This window comes from Vreelandella zhanjiangensis DSM 21076 (assembly GCF_000377665.1).
Classification (GTDB): domain Bacteria; phylum Pseudomonadota; class Gammaproteobacteria; order Pseudomonadales; family Halomonadaceae; genus Vreelandella; species Vreelandella zhanjiangensis.
In genome coordinates this window covers 287,025-303,289 of record NZ_KB898648.1, presented here as the reverse complement: position 1 = coordinate 303,289, position 16,265 = coordinate 287,025, and the positions used below count along the sequence as shown (strand labels likewise).

The window sequence follows — 16,265 nt, the reverse complement described above, 5'->3', positions numbered from 1 at the left end:
TCAGATAACCTATGCAGGCGAACCCGCTGATTGAGATGGGTCATAGTGCTGACCATCAATTATCTAACGCATAGACAAATAAGGTCCCTGCCCGCCATCATAGCGATAAGGGATCTACACTTAGAAGGGAAGAGATTGATTGACCGATCTTGTTAATCCTCGCCCATTGTTACAGGAGGCATGCCGATGATCACGACCCAGGCGTTAACCGGCATGGTGCTTGCTGGCGGCGAAGGCCGCCGCATGGGCGGACGCGATAAGGGCCTTGAGCCCTTTGCAGGGCTACCTCTGTTTGCCCATACGGCAGCCAAACTCGAAGGGCAAGTGGCGGAACTGCTGATCAGCGCTAACCGCAACCTTGATGCCTACAGCATGTTTGGCCGCGTTATCACCGATGAGGAAGTGGGCTTTCACGGCCCTTTAATGGGCATTTATAGCGGGCTGCGTGCGGCGAATACGCCGTGGTTGCTTGTGGTTCCCTGTGATACACCGCTTCTTCCAGACGACTTGGTCGCAAGAATGCTGGCAGGCATCCAGGGCGCCGATATCGCCGTGGCTTTCGATGGTCAACGCATTCACCCTACCGTGGCCTTGATACGCACAGCTCTTGCCGATGATCTTCATGCGGCACTTGAAAGTGGCGAGCGTAAAATCCAGCGCTGGTACGAACGCCACGCACCTAGCCAGGTGGATATCTCCGACTGCCCGAATGCCTTTACCAACCTGAATACGCAAGAAGACAAGATTCGCCTGGAAGCGCAGCTTATGGCGCCCAAGGGGGCATTGTGACGCTATCCTGCTTTGAGCTTGGCGAACACATGTTAAGTGTGGAAGAGGCTCGCCAGGCGCTGTCCGCGCTGATTGAAAGGCCCCTGGCCAGTGAAGTTATCGATTTAAGCCAGGCCCATGGGCGGCGCTTGGCGCAGGACGTTATAGCGCCGATTAACGTGCCGCAAAATACCAATGCCGCGATGGATGGCGTGGCACTTGCCTGGCCCGACACGCCTCAACACCAATGGCCGCTTATCGGCAGCTCGCTCGCCGGGCGCGCTTTTGACACACACGTACCGCCTGGGGCCTGCGTGAATATCACCACCGGCGCCCCACTGCCGTCAGGTACCGACACGGTCATCATGGGCGAGCAGCTCACCGAGCATGCCCAGCATCTTACAATCGATACGCCTGAACGTGTTAAGCGTGGCCAGAACGTGCGCCTGGCAGGGGAAGATATTGCGGCAGGCAGCCTGGCGCTGGCTAAGGGAAAACGTTTGGATGCCCCCGCGATGGGTCTGCTCGCCTCACTAGGGGTGGCCAGCATAGCGGTCGTCAAGCAGCCAACCGTTGCGCTGTTTTCCACTGGCGATGAAGTCACGGCTCCTGGCGAGCCTCTGGAAAGCGCGAGCATTTATGATGCCAACCGATTTACCCTGATGGGCTTATTAACCGAGCAGGGCGCAAAAGTTATCGATCTGGGCATTCTCCCCGATAACCCGCAGGCGATACAGGCGGCACTCTCAGAGGCCGCCCAAGTGAGCGACCTGGTATTGACCAGTGGCGGCGTATCGGCAGGCCAGGCTGATTTCACCCGTACAGCGCTTGAACAGCTGGGGCAGCTGGCTTTCTGGCGGGTAGCATTACGCCCAGGGCGCCCCCTAGCCTGTGGCTGGCTGGGCGAGTCGCGCACTCCCTTTATGGGCTTGCCCGGCAATCCTGTGGCTGTCATGGTAACCTTTTACCAGTTTGTAGTACCGTTATTACACCACCTGCAGGGATTGGCGATGACCCCGCCACCCAGGCTATACGCTGTCGCTGATGAGGTGCTTAACAGCCGCTATCAGCGCACCGATTTTTTGCGCGGCGTTTATCATAGCGATGCCCAGGGTGTGCTCCATGTACGCACGACCGGTGCGCAGGGGTCCGGCATTTTAAGTTCGATGGTCGCCGCTAACTGTCTGATCGAACTACCCGAGGATCAGGACGGTGCGCAAGCTGGCGAGATCGTCTGCATTCAACCACTGTTGAGATGGCAATGACCGAGCAACTAATTGATGACTTTGGTCGCCGGGTTAACTACGTCCGCATCTCGGTGACTGACCGCTGCGATTTCCGCTGCGTGTACTGCATGAGTGAGGAAATGACCTTTCTCCCGCGTGCGCAGGTGCTTACGCTTGAGGAGATCAGCCAGATTGCCCGCGCCTTTACCGAGCTGGGCGTTGAAAAAATCCGCCTGACCGGTGGCGAGCCCCTGGTGCGTCGCGGTATCGAGCAACTTGTGGACGAAATAGGTGCGCTCCCAGGGCTTAACGACTTCACCATGACCACCAATGGCGCCAGCCTTCGCAAACATGCCAGCAGGCTTTATGCCAGCGGACTGCGTCGCCTCAATATCAGCCTTGACTCGCTTGATCCCGAACGCTTCAAGAAGCTCACCCGCACAGGGGATTTAGCGCGTGTGATTGACGGCATTCACGCCGCTCAGGAAGCCGGATTTACGCGCATCAAGCTGAACGCGGTCATTCTCAAAGGCCGCAATGACGATGAAGTGGTGGATCTGGTCGATTTTGCGCGTAATGAAGGGCTGGATATCAGCTTTATTGAAGAGATGCCGCTGGGCGACGTGTCCGACCACTCCCGGGCGGAAACCTTTTATTCAAGTGATGACGTTCAAGCGCTGATTGAAAAGCGTTACGCCTTAACGCCTACGACTGAAACCACCCCAGGCCCATCGCGCTATTTTAAAATGGCCGATAGCAACAGCCGGGTTGGCTTTATTTCCCCGCACAGCCACAATTTTTGCGACACCTGTAACCGTGTCCGAGTCACCGTTGAAGGCCGCCTTCTGCTCTGTTTAGGCAATGAGCACTCGGTCGACTTGCGCGCAGTGCTGCGCCGTCATCCCGGTGATATGGCACGGCTCAAAGAAGCCATAGTCAACGCGCTACCGCTTAAACCAGAACGCCACCACTTCACGACAGACGGTGACGTTCAGGTCGTGCGCTTTATGAATATGACCGGAGGCTAACGCGTGTCTGCGTTAAAAAAAGTGCCAGTTCACATCATTACAGGTTTTTTGGGCAGTGGTAAAACCACGCTTATTCACAGCCTGATTGAACAGAAACCTGTGGATGAAAAGTGGGCCATTCTGGTCAATGAGTTTGGCCAGATCGGTATTGACCAGGCCATGTTTGATCAGCGTGATGATGTCGTGATCAAAGGCCTTCCTGGTGGCTGCCTGTGCTGTCAGCTTGCCTTTGTACTGCAGGCGGCGTTGGTAAATCTGCTTGCGCGCAGCAAACCTGACCGCGTAATTATCGAACCTTCAGGGCTGGGCCATCCGGCGGGGTTACTCGACCTGTTACGCGGTGAGGCCTTTCACGATGTGGTCGAGGTGCACGATATTATTGCAACGCTGGACCCTCGCCGCCTGGACGACCCGCGTGCGCGAACGCATGAAACATTTCAGGATCAGTTGGCCATTGCAGATGCCGTGGCGCTTACCATGTTTGATCAGTGCACCAGCCAGCAGCAACATGCTGCCCAACAGTTTGTTGAAGCGCTCTGGCCGCCACGCAAATGGGTCGAACCGATAGCTAACGGCAGCCTGCCACTTGAGCGCTTAACGGGCAGCGGTCAAAGCGATGCGCATGACTTAGCCATGCCTGAAGAACACCGTACGCTTGTTGGCCCGCCCAGTCTTGACGGCGGTTTTTTTGATTTCCCACCGGCCAAGGGCGCTCCGCAGCAGGAAACCGGTACTGCTCTTGGCTATATAAGCCTGGGCTTACGCTGGCACCCGGACGAGTGTTTTGATATCGACCACTTAGCGCATTGCCTGGGAGAGCTTCCCCGACAGGCGCGTATCAAAGGGGTCTTTCATACCTCCAGCGGTTGGCGGCGGCTTAACCGTGCCGATGGCGCGCTGGACATAGACAGCAGTACCTGGCGCCAGGACTCGCGTTTGGAAGTGATTATTCCTCAAGCCCTGGCAGGCAACATGCCGGATATCCAGGTACTTGCAACGCAGCTTGGCACCGCTTCTCTAAAGCACAACGCTTAACATTGTGAAGCGACAAGCTGCGCTTCAAACTCCTCAACCGTGACGGGGCAACCGAACAGGAAGCCCTGGTAGGCATAGCAGCCATGGGCCAATAGCCATGCCTGCTGTGCCTGGGTTTCCACTCCTTCGGCAATAATCTCCAGATTAAGGCTTTCCGCCAGTACGATGGTACTCTCGACAATCGCTGCGTTAGCGCTACTGGTCAGTACCTGCTGCACAAAGGTTTGGTCGATTTTAAGCTGATCCAAAGGCAGCTGTGCCAAATACGCGAGTGATGAGTAGCCGGTACCAAAATCGTCCAGCGAAAAGCGTACACCCAGCGCCTTCAAACTAAGCATTTTATCGTGCGCGTTGTCGTCTGGCTCGACGAAAAGCGATTCAGTGACCTCAAGCTTCAAGCGTTTAAGCGGCGCCTTGGAGCGTTTGAATATAGCCTTAACCCGCGGTATGAATTCGACATCGTGAAACTGCAGCGGGCTAATATTGACCGACATGGTCAAATGATTCAGCTGGTCATTCTGTGCCCAGAGTGCCAACTGGTAACAGGCTTTTTCCAGCACCCATGCGCCTACTTCGCTGATCAGGCCGGTGCTCTCCAATAAGGGGATAAACTCGCCTGGAGGTACAAGGCCACGCTCCGGGTGTTGCCAACGCAACAACGCTTCAGCACCAATAGCCTTCCCATTGATATCGACCTGAAGCTGGTAGTAAAGCTGCCATTGATGAAGTATTAGCGCTTGGCGTAAATCGCGCTCCAGATGAATAGACGCCAGCAGTGCGGCTTGCATCACTGGGTCAAAAAAGCACAGCGTGTCGCGCCCTCTCGCCTTCGCCTGAAATAGCGCCATGTCAGCCTGCTGAAGATACTCATCCTGCCCCGTTGGCGAGTGACTTAACAGCGTAATGCCGATACTGGCACTCACGCTGATGGAGTGATCAATCAGCGCACTGGTACGCCGTATCGCCGCCATCAGCTTATGGGCTATTCGCTCAGCGAGCTGCGCGGCTTTGGCCGGGTCACTATCCAGCGATTGTATAAGCACCGCAAACTCGTCGCCGCCCAAGCGGGCCAAGGTATCGCTTTCGCGCAGCTGTTGGCTGAGCTGGCGCGCGACTCCCTTGAGTAGACGGTCGCCGATGGGGTGGCCAAAAACATCATTGATCTGCTTGAAGTGGTCAATATCGATAAACAGCAGCGCACCGTAGCTACGGTGGCGAACCACCTCTTTAAGCGCGACCTCCAAACGATCCATAAACAGTCGACGGTTGGCAAGGCCGGTGACGGAATCGAAAAATGCCAGCTGGTGAATTTCCTGCTCGGCCGCTTTACGCTCACTGATATCCACAATGGTCGCCACATAATGGGTCAACTGATTATCAGCATTACAAATTGAGCTAATCGCCAACCATTCAGGAAACACGTCGCCGTTTTTACGCTGGCTCCACACTTCGCCTTCCCAACGCCCGTATTTTTTAACGCTGCGCCATAACTGGCGGTAGAAGCTAGGCCCATGATGTGCGGCGCCAAACATATCGGGGTTACGGCCAATTATCTCGGCTTCGGTATAGCCGGTAATTTGGGTGAACGTAGGGTTTGCTTTAAGTATCTGGCCCTGGGCGTTGGTGATGATAATGCCCAAATGGGCCTGAAAAGATGCGGCGGCGATACTCAGCTCTACCTCACTCTTTTTCGCTTCCGTGATATCCCGCGCCACCACCAATGTACCCGAGAAGCTGCCATCGGTACGCACCAGAGGGCTTACCACTGCCTGAAAAAATAGCTCTCCGCTGAGCACCATCAGCGGATATTCAATAGTGACGGCTTTGCGATGCCACTTTACCTGCTCAAAAACAGCATTAAAGCGCTTGGTCAAACTGGGCGGAAGAAGCTCTGCATAGTGTTTTCCTAGCAATCCCGTGTCGCTTTTTACCGTCATTTCCTTATTTAATATATGTACATAGGTGATTCTGTTTTGCGTATTAAAAACAAAAATCAGATCCTGGATAGAGTGAATAAGCGCCTGCAGATAAGCTTCCCCTGACTGTGCTCGGGTGCGTGCCTGTTCAAGATCCAGGAGGCGATATTGTAATAACAAGGCCAGTTTCAGCCGGTTGACGTAATGGCGTACTCCCCAAGCCCCGAGCAAGACAATACTGGCCAATATGCCAACTAAAATAGCTAATCGTTGATACCACTGTGCCAGAATCTGATCCATATCCATGCCGACCGCTATCCACAGCGGATAATCGGGGATTTTCTGAATCCAAAAAAAACGCTCTCGGTTATCCAGAGAAGACCAGATGATGTCTGACCAGACCTCTTGACCGCTATCCAGAATACGCTGGATGCTCGGCGCATTTAACTGTGCCCCTATTTGCGTCTGCTCTTGTCGACTCGGGTTTCTAGCAATTAATTTAAGCGTTGGGTCGATCAGAGCGATACTTTCACCAGCCTGTATCTGCATCTGGTTAATGGTAGTGGCAAATAGGTCGGGCGCTATGCTAGCAACGGTGACGCCCATAAAGGCACCCGTCTGATCTTGTAAACGGCGCGCATGATAAAGCACGTATACCTGTCTCTCACTAGACCAGAGAAGCGGTGTGACTATTTCTTCCTGACTACTATTGCCAGGGTTGCTTAAGGCTTTAAAAAACTGACTATTAGCTAAACCAATTCCCTGATAACGATTATTGCCACTACTGGCGAGCACCGTGCCCTGACCATCCAGCAGACCAATTTCCTGAATCAACGGTGCATAATGGTGCCGGTCGTTTAGCGCTCTTACCATTTGCCCTGTTGCTCCCTCAACTGGCATACCCTGAAGCTCAGCGAACTCCTCGACACTTAAAAGTGCCTGACTGCTTTGTGAAAAAACACTTTTCACCCACTCGTTGATAATACTGGCCCGGGCAGCACTGCGAGACTCTGCCGAGGAGAGTTCCTGCTGACGCTGCTCATAAAGTAACCAGGCAAAGAGGCTACACAGCAGCAGCGAAGCCAGGATATATAAAATGTAAACATTTCGGCGCTGTCGGCGAAAGGAAGCATACGATAGTCTTTCGCTTTGTTTATCTTCATCATACTTAACCAATGCATTCACACCGGGCATAGTGCATCGACCTTAGCCAACATCAAAAGAAGGTATAATTAATATACAGGCGCGAACAGCCGCACATTAAGGACAGCACTTCTTATTCTGTTAACTGGTTAATTAAATCATTAATAGAAACAATAAAAACCAAACAGCTCATCTGGAGTGACAATAATAAAGTGACACGATTCATCTGAGTATCGTTTTTTAGCAATAGATATCATCTATTTTCATAAAAATTAGCTAATATAGCTATTGAGAAGCATTATTCCTTACAATAAACACTCTGAATTACATTACGTCAACGCAAAATTCAAAACTTAAAGTTAATTATTATTAATCCATAAGTAGTATTTTAAATGACTCTATATGAGTTTTAAAAACCATAGCGTGTCATTTCTTAATCATTAAATAATAAAAAAAGACTATCTAGAAACAGGCTTCTGTTAAAAAGCTATATGATTTAGTTAACCCCACCGAGATTATCTTCTTGAGAGTTATCTTATAAAAATTGCGCGTCTACCTAGTGCTCCAGCAGCAGGACAATGCTCTATTAACCTGAAATGACACCGACCTAATATAATTATATTAAAATACTGATTTTATTGAATTTAATGTTCATTTTCTTCATTACTTCAGCGCCGTATCACTTTACGCAACGCGTTGTTCCTTGTGCAAATAAAGACAAAACAAGGCTCCCCTGAGAGTATGAGAACATATCTCATATAAAACATTTTCTCATAAAAGGAATACCCATGAAGTCTCAGGTTCTTGCCGCATCGCTGATTTTCACCGCTGTTAGCTCAATTGCTCATGCTCAGGAGCGTATCGCCACCTTCGATTTAGGCAGTTTGGATACGCTTGATGCACTCGGCGCCAGCGAGCAGGTAGCCGGCATTCCCAAACAAGTACTGCCTGATTACCTTTCAAAATATAACGATGATGCTTATACCGACCTTGGCGGCCTGCGCGACCCTAATCTTGAAGCCGTTGCGCAAAGCGAGCCAACCCTTATCCTTTACACCGGCCGCCAGGGTGACTGGGAAGCTGAACTTGAAGAGATTGCCCCGCTGCTAAATACCAGCTTACAGGGTGACGATTACCTGGCTGCCTTTGATGACAACGTACGCCAGATCGCCAGCAAGGTAGAGGCTGAAGAGCGCGCCGAAGAAGCTCTTGAAGCGCTGCATGCCGATATCGAACATCAGCGCGAGGCGCTGGATGAAGCATTACGCGTACTGGTTGTGACTCATAACGATGGCAGTCTGGGCCTGAATACGCATCCGGTCGTGCACGATGTGCTGGGCATCAAAACGCTGGAAATGCCGGACAGCGTCACCAGCGTACAGCGCGGCAACCGCACCTTTACACCGCTCACCATGGAAGCCATTGGTGAAATCAACCCCGATGTACTGCTCGTAGTGGATCGTAGCGCAGCCATCGGTAACGACGCTGCCGATACACAAGCCTTAGAGCAGGCGTTATCGGGTGCAGGCGCGTCAGAGACTCGCCTAGTAGTGCTAACGCCCGCACTCTGGTACCTGTCGGGTGGTGGCCTGCAAAGCCTGAAACTTCAGATCGACGAGGTCGTCGACGCGCTATAAGCCCTATTACGCTGTGAACGTATGCCCCTGCACCGCTATGCGGCCAGGGGCTTTTCATTAAGCGTTAACGTCCCAGGGTATAAAACTCATCGTTTGCGCGCATATTGGTGACATTGGCCATCCGGTTAGACATACCGAAGAAAGCCGTAATCGCGGCGATATCCCACATATCTTCTTCATCGAAGCCATGCTCCGACAAGGTAGTAAGGTCGTTTTCGCCTACGGCGTAGGCTTGATTAGTTACTTTCAAAGCAAAATCCAGCATAGCCTTTTGTCGGGCTGAAATATCCGCTTTGCGGTAATTAAGCGCCACCTGATCCGCCACCAGCGGATTTTTAGCGCGAATACGTAAAATAGCCCCATGCGCAATCACACAGTACTGACACTGGTTGGCGGCGCTGGTCGCCAAGACAATCATTTCCCGCTCAGCGAGCGTCAGGTTGCCCGGTTTTTCCATCAACGCATCGTGATACGCAAAAAAAGCCCGAAACTCATCAGGACGGTGCGCCAGGGTAAGAAAGACGTTGGGAATAAACCCGGCTTTTTCATGTACTGCTTCAATGCGTTCGCGAATATCAGCGGGCAGCTCATTCATGGCAGGAATGGGAAAGCGGCTGACCGGATGACTTACCCGATAGCTTTCGTGCTGTTGTTTATCGGGCTCACTCATCTCTTTATTTGCTCCAGTCATCATGGGACGCCTCATTGTTGTTATCAGGGGGGCACGTAACTAACACTAAAGCGGAAGCTGAAAAGACACAATCACTACGCTTGAGGCAATAGAAGCGCAATGCCCGCTAACGAGGGCACCTGAATTGGCTGACTTAGACAAAGCACGTTAATCTGAAACAACACCGTTTTAAGGAGCCATCTATGAGTTTATTAACCGCTCGCAGTTTTCTGGCAGAGTACGCCCCGGATCTCAATATTATTGAGCTGGAAAACAGTGCCCTGACCGTACAGCAGGCTGCCGACGCCCATGGCGTAGTGCCTGGCCAGTTAGCCAAGACGTTGGCATTCAAGATCGGTGAGAACCCGTTGCTGATTGTGGTTAGTGGCGATGTTCAGATTGATAGCGCTAAGTTTCAGGATGCCTTTGGAGGTGAGGCGACGCTGCTTGATGATGAAACGGTGATGGAGCTTACCAGCCACCCGGCTGGCGGCGTCTGCCCGTTTGGGTTAACCGCCGACCTGCCGGTGTACTGCGATAAATCGCTTCAGCATTTTGATGAAGTGCTGCCCGCCGCCGGCTCACCTGACAGCGCTGTTCGCGTATGCCCTTCGCGGCTGGCCGAGCTGGTCAAGGCTGAATGGGTAGACGTGTGCTCCCCCGTTGATGCGTCCTAGATCAGCCTTACGTTTCGGTATTCAGGAGCTATAGGCCCTGGCTGAGTTTTTACAATCAGCGTAAGATAGACAGGCTGATATCCCGCCACAGCGCAGATACAGCAACATGTTCTCAGGGCGGGGTGAAAGTCCCCACCGGCGGTGATGGTACCTTTCGCTTACGAAAGCGGCCTAAGCCCGCGAGCGCTCAAGGCGTTTATCTTCTTGAGGTCAGCAGATTCGGTGAGAAACCGAAGCCGACGGTGATAGTCCGGATGAAAGAGAACGGCATCGACTCAACGGCGTCATTCCGCGGCGAAAGCCCTTGGAGGCGTGCGTTTTGCCTATTGGCGGATGCCGAATGCCCTGATTCTGGTACCACTTATCCAAGAGAATGACCATGAATCAGACCTTTCCTTTAGCACTCTCCTCGCATACTACGTCCCAGCGCATTGCGTTTATTCAGGGCCATTGGCACAACGACATCGTTGGCCAGGCCTACCAGGCGTTTATTGAGGAAGTGGAGCGTAACGGCTTATCTGCAGACCAAGTGGATACGTTTACCGTTTCAGGCGCGTATGAAATTCCGCTACAGGCCAAAGTATTGGCTGAAAGCGGCCGCTATGGCGCGATTGTCGGCGCAGGCTTTGTGGTGGATGGCGGCATCTACCGCCACGACTTCGTCGCCCACGCGGTAATCGACGGCATGATGCGCGTCCAGCTTGATACCCAGGTGCCGGTCATTTCGGTAGTGCTCACGCCACACCACTTCCATGAGCACAGCACTCATCACGACTTCTACTTCCAGCACTTCCTGGCCAAAGGCAAAGAAGCCGCCCAGGCATGCCTGAACACCATGGAAAATCTGCACCGCGCGCGCAAACTAAGCGACGCTTAAACACAGCTTGGGCTCGGCAAACGCCGGGCCCGTCAGGCCTTCTAAAGCTTGCACTAACAGCCGCAATAGTTGAGAGGCGTTTTCAAAAGCGTACCCTGCAATTCGCCTGCCTGCACCAGGTGCCCATCACGACGCCAAAAATCCAGCCCACCTAGCAGCTCCTTCACTTTCAGCCCTGCGCTGGCAAGCTTCCACGCGCCTTTGGTGGACCCGTTACAGCCGATTCCATCGCAGTACGTTACATAAACACGCGACGCATCAAGCTCTGCCAATCGCTCGGGTGTCATTTCTCGGTGCGGCAAGCTTATCGCTCCAGGAATGTGTCCAGCGCGGTAGTGTTCAAGGCTGCGCGTATCAACCACGACAATGGCATCGATGCCGTTGGCCAGGTCTTCGGCCACATCCCAGGCATCGGTATAGTGGCAAAGTTTGGCGTACATTATTTGGGCCATATCGGCTGGCGTAGCGGATGGAAACGCTAATACAGAAGATACTGGTTGTTCGGTCATACGCGCTCCTGGCTTACATCCAGCAGGTAGCTATAAAACGCGGTATTACGCTGCCAGCCAAGTGACTCGTACAGGCGTTGTGCGCGCTCATTCTCCACCTGAGTCATCAGTACCAGTCTTGCGACGCCGTGGGCTCGGGCCAAATCGGCGGCGGCGCCCATTAACGCCCGGCCTACGCCTTGGCTGCGGTACTCAGGCAGCACGTAAAGATCGTTCAACGTCCACCGTGCATTCATGCCTACCGTCGATAAGCCGGGAAAAAGCTGCACGAAGCCGCTGATTTTCCCCGATGCGTCTTCACTGACCAGAATGAACGAGTCGCCCAACCCAAAGCGCTGGTTTAAAAAGTAGCGAGCGCCCTTTAAGTCGCTTTGTTGCTGATAAAACTGGCGATAGTCATCCAGCAGCACGCTAAGCGCGTCCAAGTCATCAAGTACGGCAGCCCGAACGTTATTCACAGTGGCGCTCCTTAAAAAGAGGTGGGAATAGGCAAGTCTCTCGTTATAGTGGCTCTTGGTGAAGAACCAGTTTATTAAATAGCGAGGGAACCAGTGAAGCAACGAACGCCGTCGAGTGAATGGCTTATTGATGCCTTGGCGCTACAGATTGGCACCCAAGGAACAACCACGCTGGTACATCAGCTTTACAGCGCGTTGCGCCGTTGGATTCAACACGGCGAACTGGCCGCCGGGAGTCATTTGCCCTCTTCACGGCACCTGGCTCGCGGCCTGGGTATCAGCCGTAATACCGTGCTGGCAGCAATGGACCGCCTCCTGGCCGAGGGGCTGGTGGTTTCTCGGCGGGGGGCTGGCATGTATGTGGCCAACCTGCCTACGCTACCGGCTCATCCCAAGCCGCTGTTGGACACGGCGTTTAGTTACTCAACACGCGGGCAGGCGCTGATTGATCGTTGCGGTACGCTAAGCCAGCACTATCAAGCGTTTGCGCCCGGCGTGCCGGGGCTGGATCTGTTCCCCCACGCTCAGTGGCAACGCCTGTTAAGGCGCCACTATCGCCAGGCCGATACGGCATGGCTTTCCTATCAAACGCATGGCGGCTTGTCCGCGCTTAAAGAGGCATTGGGTGATTACCTGACGCTTTCCCGCGCAGTGCGCTGCCGCCCTGAGCAGATTGTGATCACGCAAGGCGCGCAGCAGGCATTCGAACTGGTGGCCCAGCTGCTGACCGATAGCGGCGATACGGTGTGGATGGAAGAACCCGGCTACGGCGGCGCGCAAACCTGCTTTTTGGCAGCGGGACTGAACATTGTCCCTGTGCCGGTCGATGAAGACGGGCTGAACCCGTTGTGCTGTCCGGCTAATACGCCTGCGCCGCGTTTGATTTACGTGACTCCCTCCCACCAATACCCGAGCGGCGTTACCATGCCGGTTCCTCGGCGCTTGGCCTTACTCGAACACGCCGCCAGGCACGGCGCCTGGCTCATCGAGGATGACTACGACAGCGAGTTTCGCTACGACACGCCGCCCACGCCGTCGCTTCAGGGCTTGTCGGAACAGGCATCCGTCATCTATATCGGCACATTCAGCAAGGTGCTCTATCCAGGCCTTAGACTGGGCTATATCGTGCTGCCCGAGGCGTTGGCCGATACGTTTCGGTTGGCTCACGCCCGCCTGCACCGCGAAGGCAACTATCCCATTCAGTCGGCGCTTGCTGAGTTCATTGCCAAAGGTGACTTTTCACGCCATATCGCCCGAATGCGCATGAGCTATCGCCAGCGCCAGGCCTGCCTGCGTCGTGCACTGGCCCCTGCTACTGACGCCGGGTTAAAGCTCTCCTCAGGCCATGCGGGCATGCACCTGGTCGCCGAGTTGGAGAATTTAAATCAGGAAGCGCGCCTGGTTGAACTGGCCCAACAGGCACGCATTACGCTCTCCCCGCTATCCCGGTATTATCTGGGGCAACCTCAGCGTGCTGGGCTTGTGCTGGGCTATGCGGGCGCGACGGAGGATGAGCTACTACGTGCAGGCCGCTGGCTCAGCCACGCATGGCTAAATCTGACTTCTTTATAAATCCTGACACCTTTATAAATCCTGATATTTTTATAACTAAAACAGGGGAATCACTATGGCGAACGAATTTATCGCCCCCGATGGACAATCACGCTGCTACTGGTGCGGCGGGGCGCCAGAGTTTTTACCCTACCACGATAATGAGTGGGGCTTTCCCGTTGATAACGATCAGCGCCTGTTTGAAAAGCTCTGCCTGGAAAGCTTTCAGTCAGGCTTGAGCTGGCGGACGATTCTCAACAAGCGCGAAAATTTTCGCGCCGCCTTTCATCACTTCGACTTTCATCAGGTCGCACGTTTTGATGAGCGAGACGTGCAGCGCTTACTGCAAGACGCGGGCATTATTCGCCATCGCGGCAAAATTGAGGCGGCGATCAATAACGCGCAACGGGCACAGGAATTAGTCGAACAGGAGGGTTCACTGGCAGCCTTTTTCTGGCGTTTTGAGCCAGCACACGATGCGTTAAAAGCGCCGCAAACCCAAACCGTCTCGCCTGAATCTATCGCGCTCTCCAAAGCGCTGAAGAAACGCGGCTGGAAATTTATTGGCCCCACTACGGCCTTTGCGTTGATGCAGGCGATGGGGCTACTTAATGACCACTCACTTACCTGCGTAACGCGTGAACGCGCCGAGCAGGCACGCCTGCAGTTTCAGCGGCCCGTTTAGGGCTTATACATACGTTAGGGCTCTTACTATCGCCTAGCGGATAACACGATAAACGGCCATGCTAAGAGTATCTCAACGGCCTGCGTGTTCTCGGTGCGCCTTCTTGTAGTAGTGTATTGACTGACACGCTCATCCATACACCAAACAGCAGCAGAACATGACGTTCTCAACGGGGTTTAATGTGGCTCAACCGCTCTCTTCGCAAGCAGACTCCCACGCATCGCGATGCAAGGCATGGAGCGTACATGCTCTCACCGCTAGCGGCGTACTGCTGGGCGTCATGGCGCTATTGGCCCTGATCGACGATAACCCGGTGGCTTGTCTGCTCTGGCTGGGGGCGGCGATGATGGTCGATGGCTTCGACGGTACGTTGGCGCGCAAGTACGAAGTGAAAACCATCCTGCCGCACTTCGATGGTTCAACGCTGGATATGGTCATTGATTATCTTACCTGGGCGTTTATTCCCGCCCTGTTTATCTACTACTTTATCGATTTGCCGGCCGGTTTCTCACTGCTGGCGGTGTTTATTATCCTGCTCTCGTCAATGTTCTGTTTCTGCAATACCAATATGAAAAGCCAGGATAACTACTTTGTTGGTTTTCCGGCCGCCTGGAATATCGCCGCCGCTTATTTTTACATTCTCGATTTCCCACCCTGGATCACGTTTACCGCGATTATCGGCCTGGCCATTCTCACCGTTACGCGCATGAAGTTCCTTCACCCTTTCCGGGTACGCAAGTTCATGCCGCTCAACATCGCCATTACGCTTGTGTGGTGCCTCTGCGCAACATTTCTCATCCTCTCGAGCCCCGAGCATGCCGTTTGGGCTCTATGGGGATGGGGTCTTACATCCGTCTATTTTTTCGGCATGTGCTTATGGCGCACGGCTCAGGAGTGGTTTGACTAAACCAAGCGATGGGAACCAACAAGGAGGTTGAACAATGTCACTGACCCCGGCTCAGGAGAAAAAATTCAGGGCGCTGGCGGCCGAGATAGAAGGAATCGATGTCGAGGTCTACGAGCGTTTTGAACGCAACACACTAGAACCTATTATCGGCCTTGGTAAACCGAACCTGCGCATCGGCTTTTTTGGCCGTGACCCGGGCCGCGACGAGGTACGCCACGGCGAGCCGTTTATCGGTGCAGGCGGGCAGCTGGTCAGAAAAGCGCTTTATGAGCAGCTCTACGGCGAGACGATGCCGGATTTTGCAGCATCAAAAGCTGTGGGCGAGCACTTTTTCTGGATCAATACCGTGCCCTATAAGCCCGTAGGCAATAAGGCGTGGTCGATGAAGGTCAAGCGCCACTTCCATGGCCTGATGAACGAAGTGCTGATCTCGCGCTGGGAAGGACGGACGCTGATTACGCTGGGCCGAGAAGCGTTCCTGTGGTTCGGTATCGGCCGCTCAAAAGAGGAGCGTGCGCGTCTGGAAGCTTTTTGGAAGCAGGAGGATCGCTTTGAAAGTAGCATCGAGGTGACACTAGAAGATGACAAGGGCGAAGCGCAAACCTTTACGCTCTACCCGCTGCCGCACCCCTCGCCGCTCAATCAAACCTGGTATGCGCGCTTTCCAGAGCTTTTGAAAAATCGTTTGGAACAGCTGGATGTACGTAAGGACAACCTGACGCTGTGACAGCGGCCTACTTAAAACAACGTCTAAAGAGCACCGATATGAAACCCAGGATCAGCCTGATTACCCTCGGCGTACAGGATCTAAATCGCGCCACCCAGTTTTACCGGGATGGCCTGGGGCTGCCGGAACATGAGACAGACAGCGATGAGGTGGCCTTTTTCAAGATGGAAGGCGCTTGGCTATCGCTGTTTCCCAGAGCATCGTTGGCTCGCGACATTGGCATTACCGATGACTCAAAAGGTGGATTCAGCGGTATCACCCTGGCCCACAACGTCGCCAGCCAAGAAGCCGTTGATCAAGTGCTTCAACAAGCGGTTGCGGCAGGCGCCGAGCTGATCAAACCCGCGGAAGAAGTGTTCTGGGGCGGTTACTCCGGCTACTTTCGCGATCCAGAAGGCCACTACTGGGAAGTCGCCTATAACCCCTTTATGGACCTGACGTAAAACGCTCG

The 16,265-nt window shown here is 53.7% G+C and carries 16 protein-coding genes and 1 riboswitch; of the genes, 12 read left to right on the top strand and 4 right to left on the bottom strand.

The features are described from left to right. Positions 1 to 186: 186 nt before the first annotated feature. The 4 genes from mobA to D467_RS0108485 are packed head-to-tail and all read left to right on the top strand — an operon-like array spanning position 187 to position 4,057. Positions 187 to 789 (top strand): molybdenum cofactor guanylyltransferase MobA, encoded by a 603-nt coding sequence (gene mobA / locus D467_RS0108500; protein ID WP_018917083.1) that lies wholly within the window; start codon positions 187 to 189, stop codon positions 787 to 789. Further along, the gene (moeA, locus tag D467_RS0108495) at positions 786 to 2,033 is read left to right on the top strand and encodes a molybdopterin molybdotransferase MoeA (RefSeq protein WP_018917082.1); all 1,248 of its coding nucleotides are present in this window, start codon (positions 786 to 788) and stop codon (positions 2,031 to 2,033) included. The genes mobA and moeA overlap by 4 nt, the downstream gene beginning before the upstream one ends. Continuing rightward, positions 2,030 to 3,022: a GTP 3',8-cyclase MoaA gene (gene moaA, locus D467_RS0108490; protein WP_018917081.1), complete on the top strand. Its 993-nt coding sequence runs from the start codon at positions 2,030 to 2,032 to the stop codon at positions 3,020 to 3,022. The genes moeA and moaA overlap by 4 nt, the downstream gene beginning before the upstream one ends. Positions 3,023 to 3,025: 3 nt before the next feature. Next, positions 3,026 to 4,057 carry a CobW family GTP-binding protein gene (locus tag D467_RS0108485; protein ID WP_018917080.1) on the top strand — a complete coding sequence of 344 codons (1,032 nt, stop codon included), beginning with the start codon at positions 3,026 to 3,028 and terminating at the stop codon, positions 4,055 to 4,057. Here the strand turns inward: D467_RS0108485 and D467_RS19140 are convergent. After that, positions 4,054 to 7,167: an EAL domain-containing protein gene (locus tag D467_RS19140; protein ID WP_018917079.1), complete on the bottom strand. Its 3,114-nt coding sequence runs from the start codon at positions 7,165 to 7,167 to the stop codon at positions 4,054 to 4,056. The two genes, D467_RS0108485 and D467_RS19140, sit on opposite strands and share 4 nt — an antisense overlap. 737 nt (positions 7,168 to 7,904) lie before the next feature. Between D467_RS19140 and D467_RS0108475 the strand changes: the two genes are divergently transcribed. Continuing rightward, on the top strand, positions 7,905 to 8,753 hold the full coding sequence (locus D467_RS0108475; protein WP_018917078.1) for an ABC transporter substrate-binding protein: 849 nt from the start codon (positions 7,905 to 7,907) through the stop codon (positions 8,751 to 8,753). A 64-nt stretch (positions 8,754 to 8,817) separates the two neighbouring features. Here D467_RS0108475 and D467_RS0108470 read toward each other — a convergent pair whose 3' ends face one another. After that, positions 8,818 to 9,447: a peroxidase-related enzyme gene (locus D467_RS0108470; protein WP_018917077.1), complete on the bottom strand. Its 630-nt coding sequence runs from the start codon at positions 9,445 to 9,447 to the stop codon at positions 8,818 to 8,820. Between the two features lie 179 nt (positions 9,448 to 9,626). Here D467_RS0108470 and D467_RS0108465 point away from each other — a divergent pair, with 179 nt between their 5' ends. Together D467_RS0108465 and D467_RS0108460 are read left to right on the top strand one after the other, a co-directional pair. Then, on the top strand, positions 9,627 to 10,100 hold the full coding sequence (locus D467_RS0108465; protein ID WP_018917076.1) for a YbaK/EbsC family protein: 474 nt from the start codon (positions 9,627 to 9,629) through the stop codon (positions 10,098 to 10,100). Positions 10,101 to 10,204: 104 nt separating this feature from the next. Beyond that, positions 10,205 to 10,370, top strand: a riboswitch (FMN riboswitch). A 109-nt stretch (positions 10,371 to 10,479) separates the two neighbouring features. Beyond that, positions 10,480 to 10,977, top strand: coding sequence for a 6,7-dimethyl-8-ribityllumazine synthase (locus D467_RS0108460; RefSeq protein ID WP_018917075.1), 498 nt, complete (start codon positions 10,480 to 10,482; stop codon positions 10,975 to 10,977). Between the two features lie 53 nt (positions 10,978 to 11,030). Here D467_RS0108460 and D467_RS0108455 read toward each other — a convergent pair whose 3' ends face one another. Next, the gene (locus tag D467_RS0108455; RefSeq protein WP_018917074.1) at positions 11,031 to 11,486 is read right to left on the bottom strand and encodes a rhodanese-like domain-containing protein; all 456 of its coding nucleotides are present in this window, start codon (positions 11,484 to 11,486) and stop codon (positions 11,031 to 11,033) included. Further along, positions 11,483 to 11,944 carry a GNAT family N-acetyltransferase gene (locus D467_RS0108450; protein ID WP_018917073.1) on the bottom strand — a complete coding sequence of 154 codons (462 nt, stop codon included), beginning with the start codon at positions 11,942 to 11,944 and terminating at the stop codon, positions 11,483 to 11,485. Before D467_RS0108450 ends, D467_RS0108455 begins: the two co-directional genes overlap by 4 nt. Positions 11,945 to 12,037: 93 nt before the next feature. Here D467_RS0108450 and pdxR point away from each other — a divergent pair, with 93 nt between their 5' ends. From pdxR to D467_RS0108425, 5 genes are all read left to right on the top strand, one after another. Further along, positions 12,038 to 13,516 carry a MocR-like pyridoxine biosynthesis transcription factor PdxR gene (gene pdxR / locus D467_RS0108445; protein WP_018917072.1) on the top strand — a complete coding sequence of 493 codons (1,479 nt, stop codon included), beginning with the start codon at positions 12,038 to 12,040 and terminating at the stop codon, positions 13,514 to 13,516. A 55-nt stretch (positions 13,517 to 13,571) separates the two neighbouring features. Continuing rightward, the gene (locus D467_RS0108440; protein WP_018917071.1) at positions 13,572 to 14,180 is read left to right on the top strand and encodes a DNA-3-methyladenine glycosylase I; all 609 of its coding nucleotides are present in this window, start codon (positions 13,572 to 13,574) and stop codon (positions 14,178 to 14,180) included. A 157-nt stretch (positions 14,181 to 14,337) separates the two neighbouring features. Continuing rightward, a complete protein-coding gene (gene pcsA / locus D467_RS0108435) occupies positions 14,338 to 15,087 on the top strand; it encodes a phosphatidylcholine synthase (protein WP_018917070.1) in 750 nt (249 codons plus the stop codon). A 34-nt stretch (positions 15,088 to 15,121) separates the two neighbouring features. Continuing rightward, positions 15,122 to 15,814, top strand: a complete 693-nt coding sequence (locus D467_RS0108430) for a uracil-DNA glycosylase family protein (RefSeq protein ID WP_018917069.1) — start codon at positions 15,122 to 15,124, stop codon at positions 15,812 to 15,814. Between the two features lie 38 nt (positions 15,815 to 15,852). Further along, entirely contained in the window at positions 15,853 to 16,257 is a 405-nt protein-coding gene (locus D467_RS0108425) for a VOC family protein (protein WP_018917068.1), read from the top strand. Positions 16,258 to 16,265 lie beyond the last annotated feature (8 nt).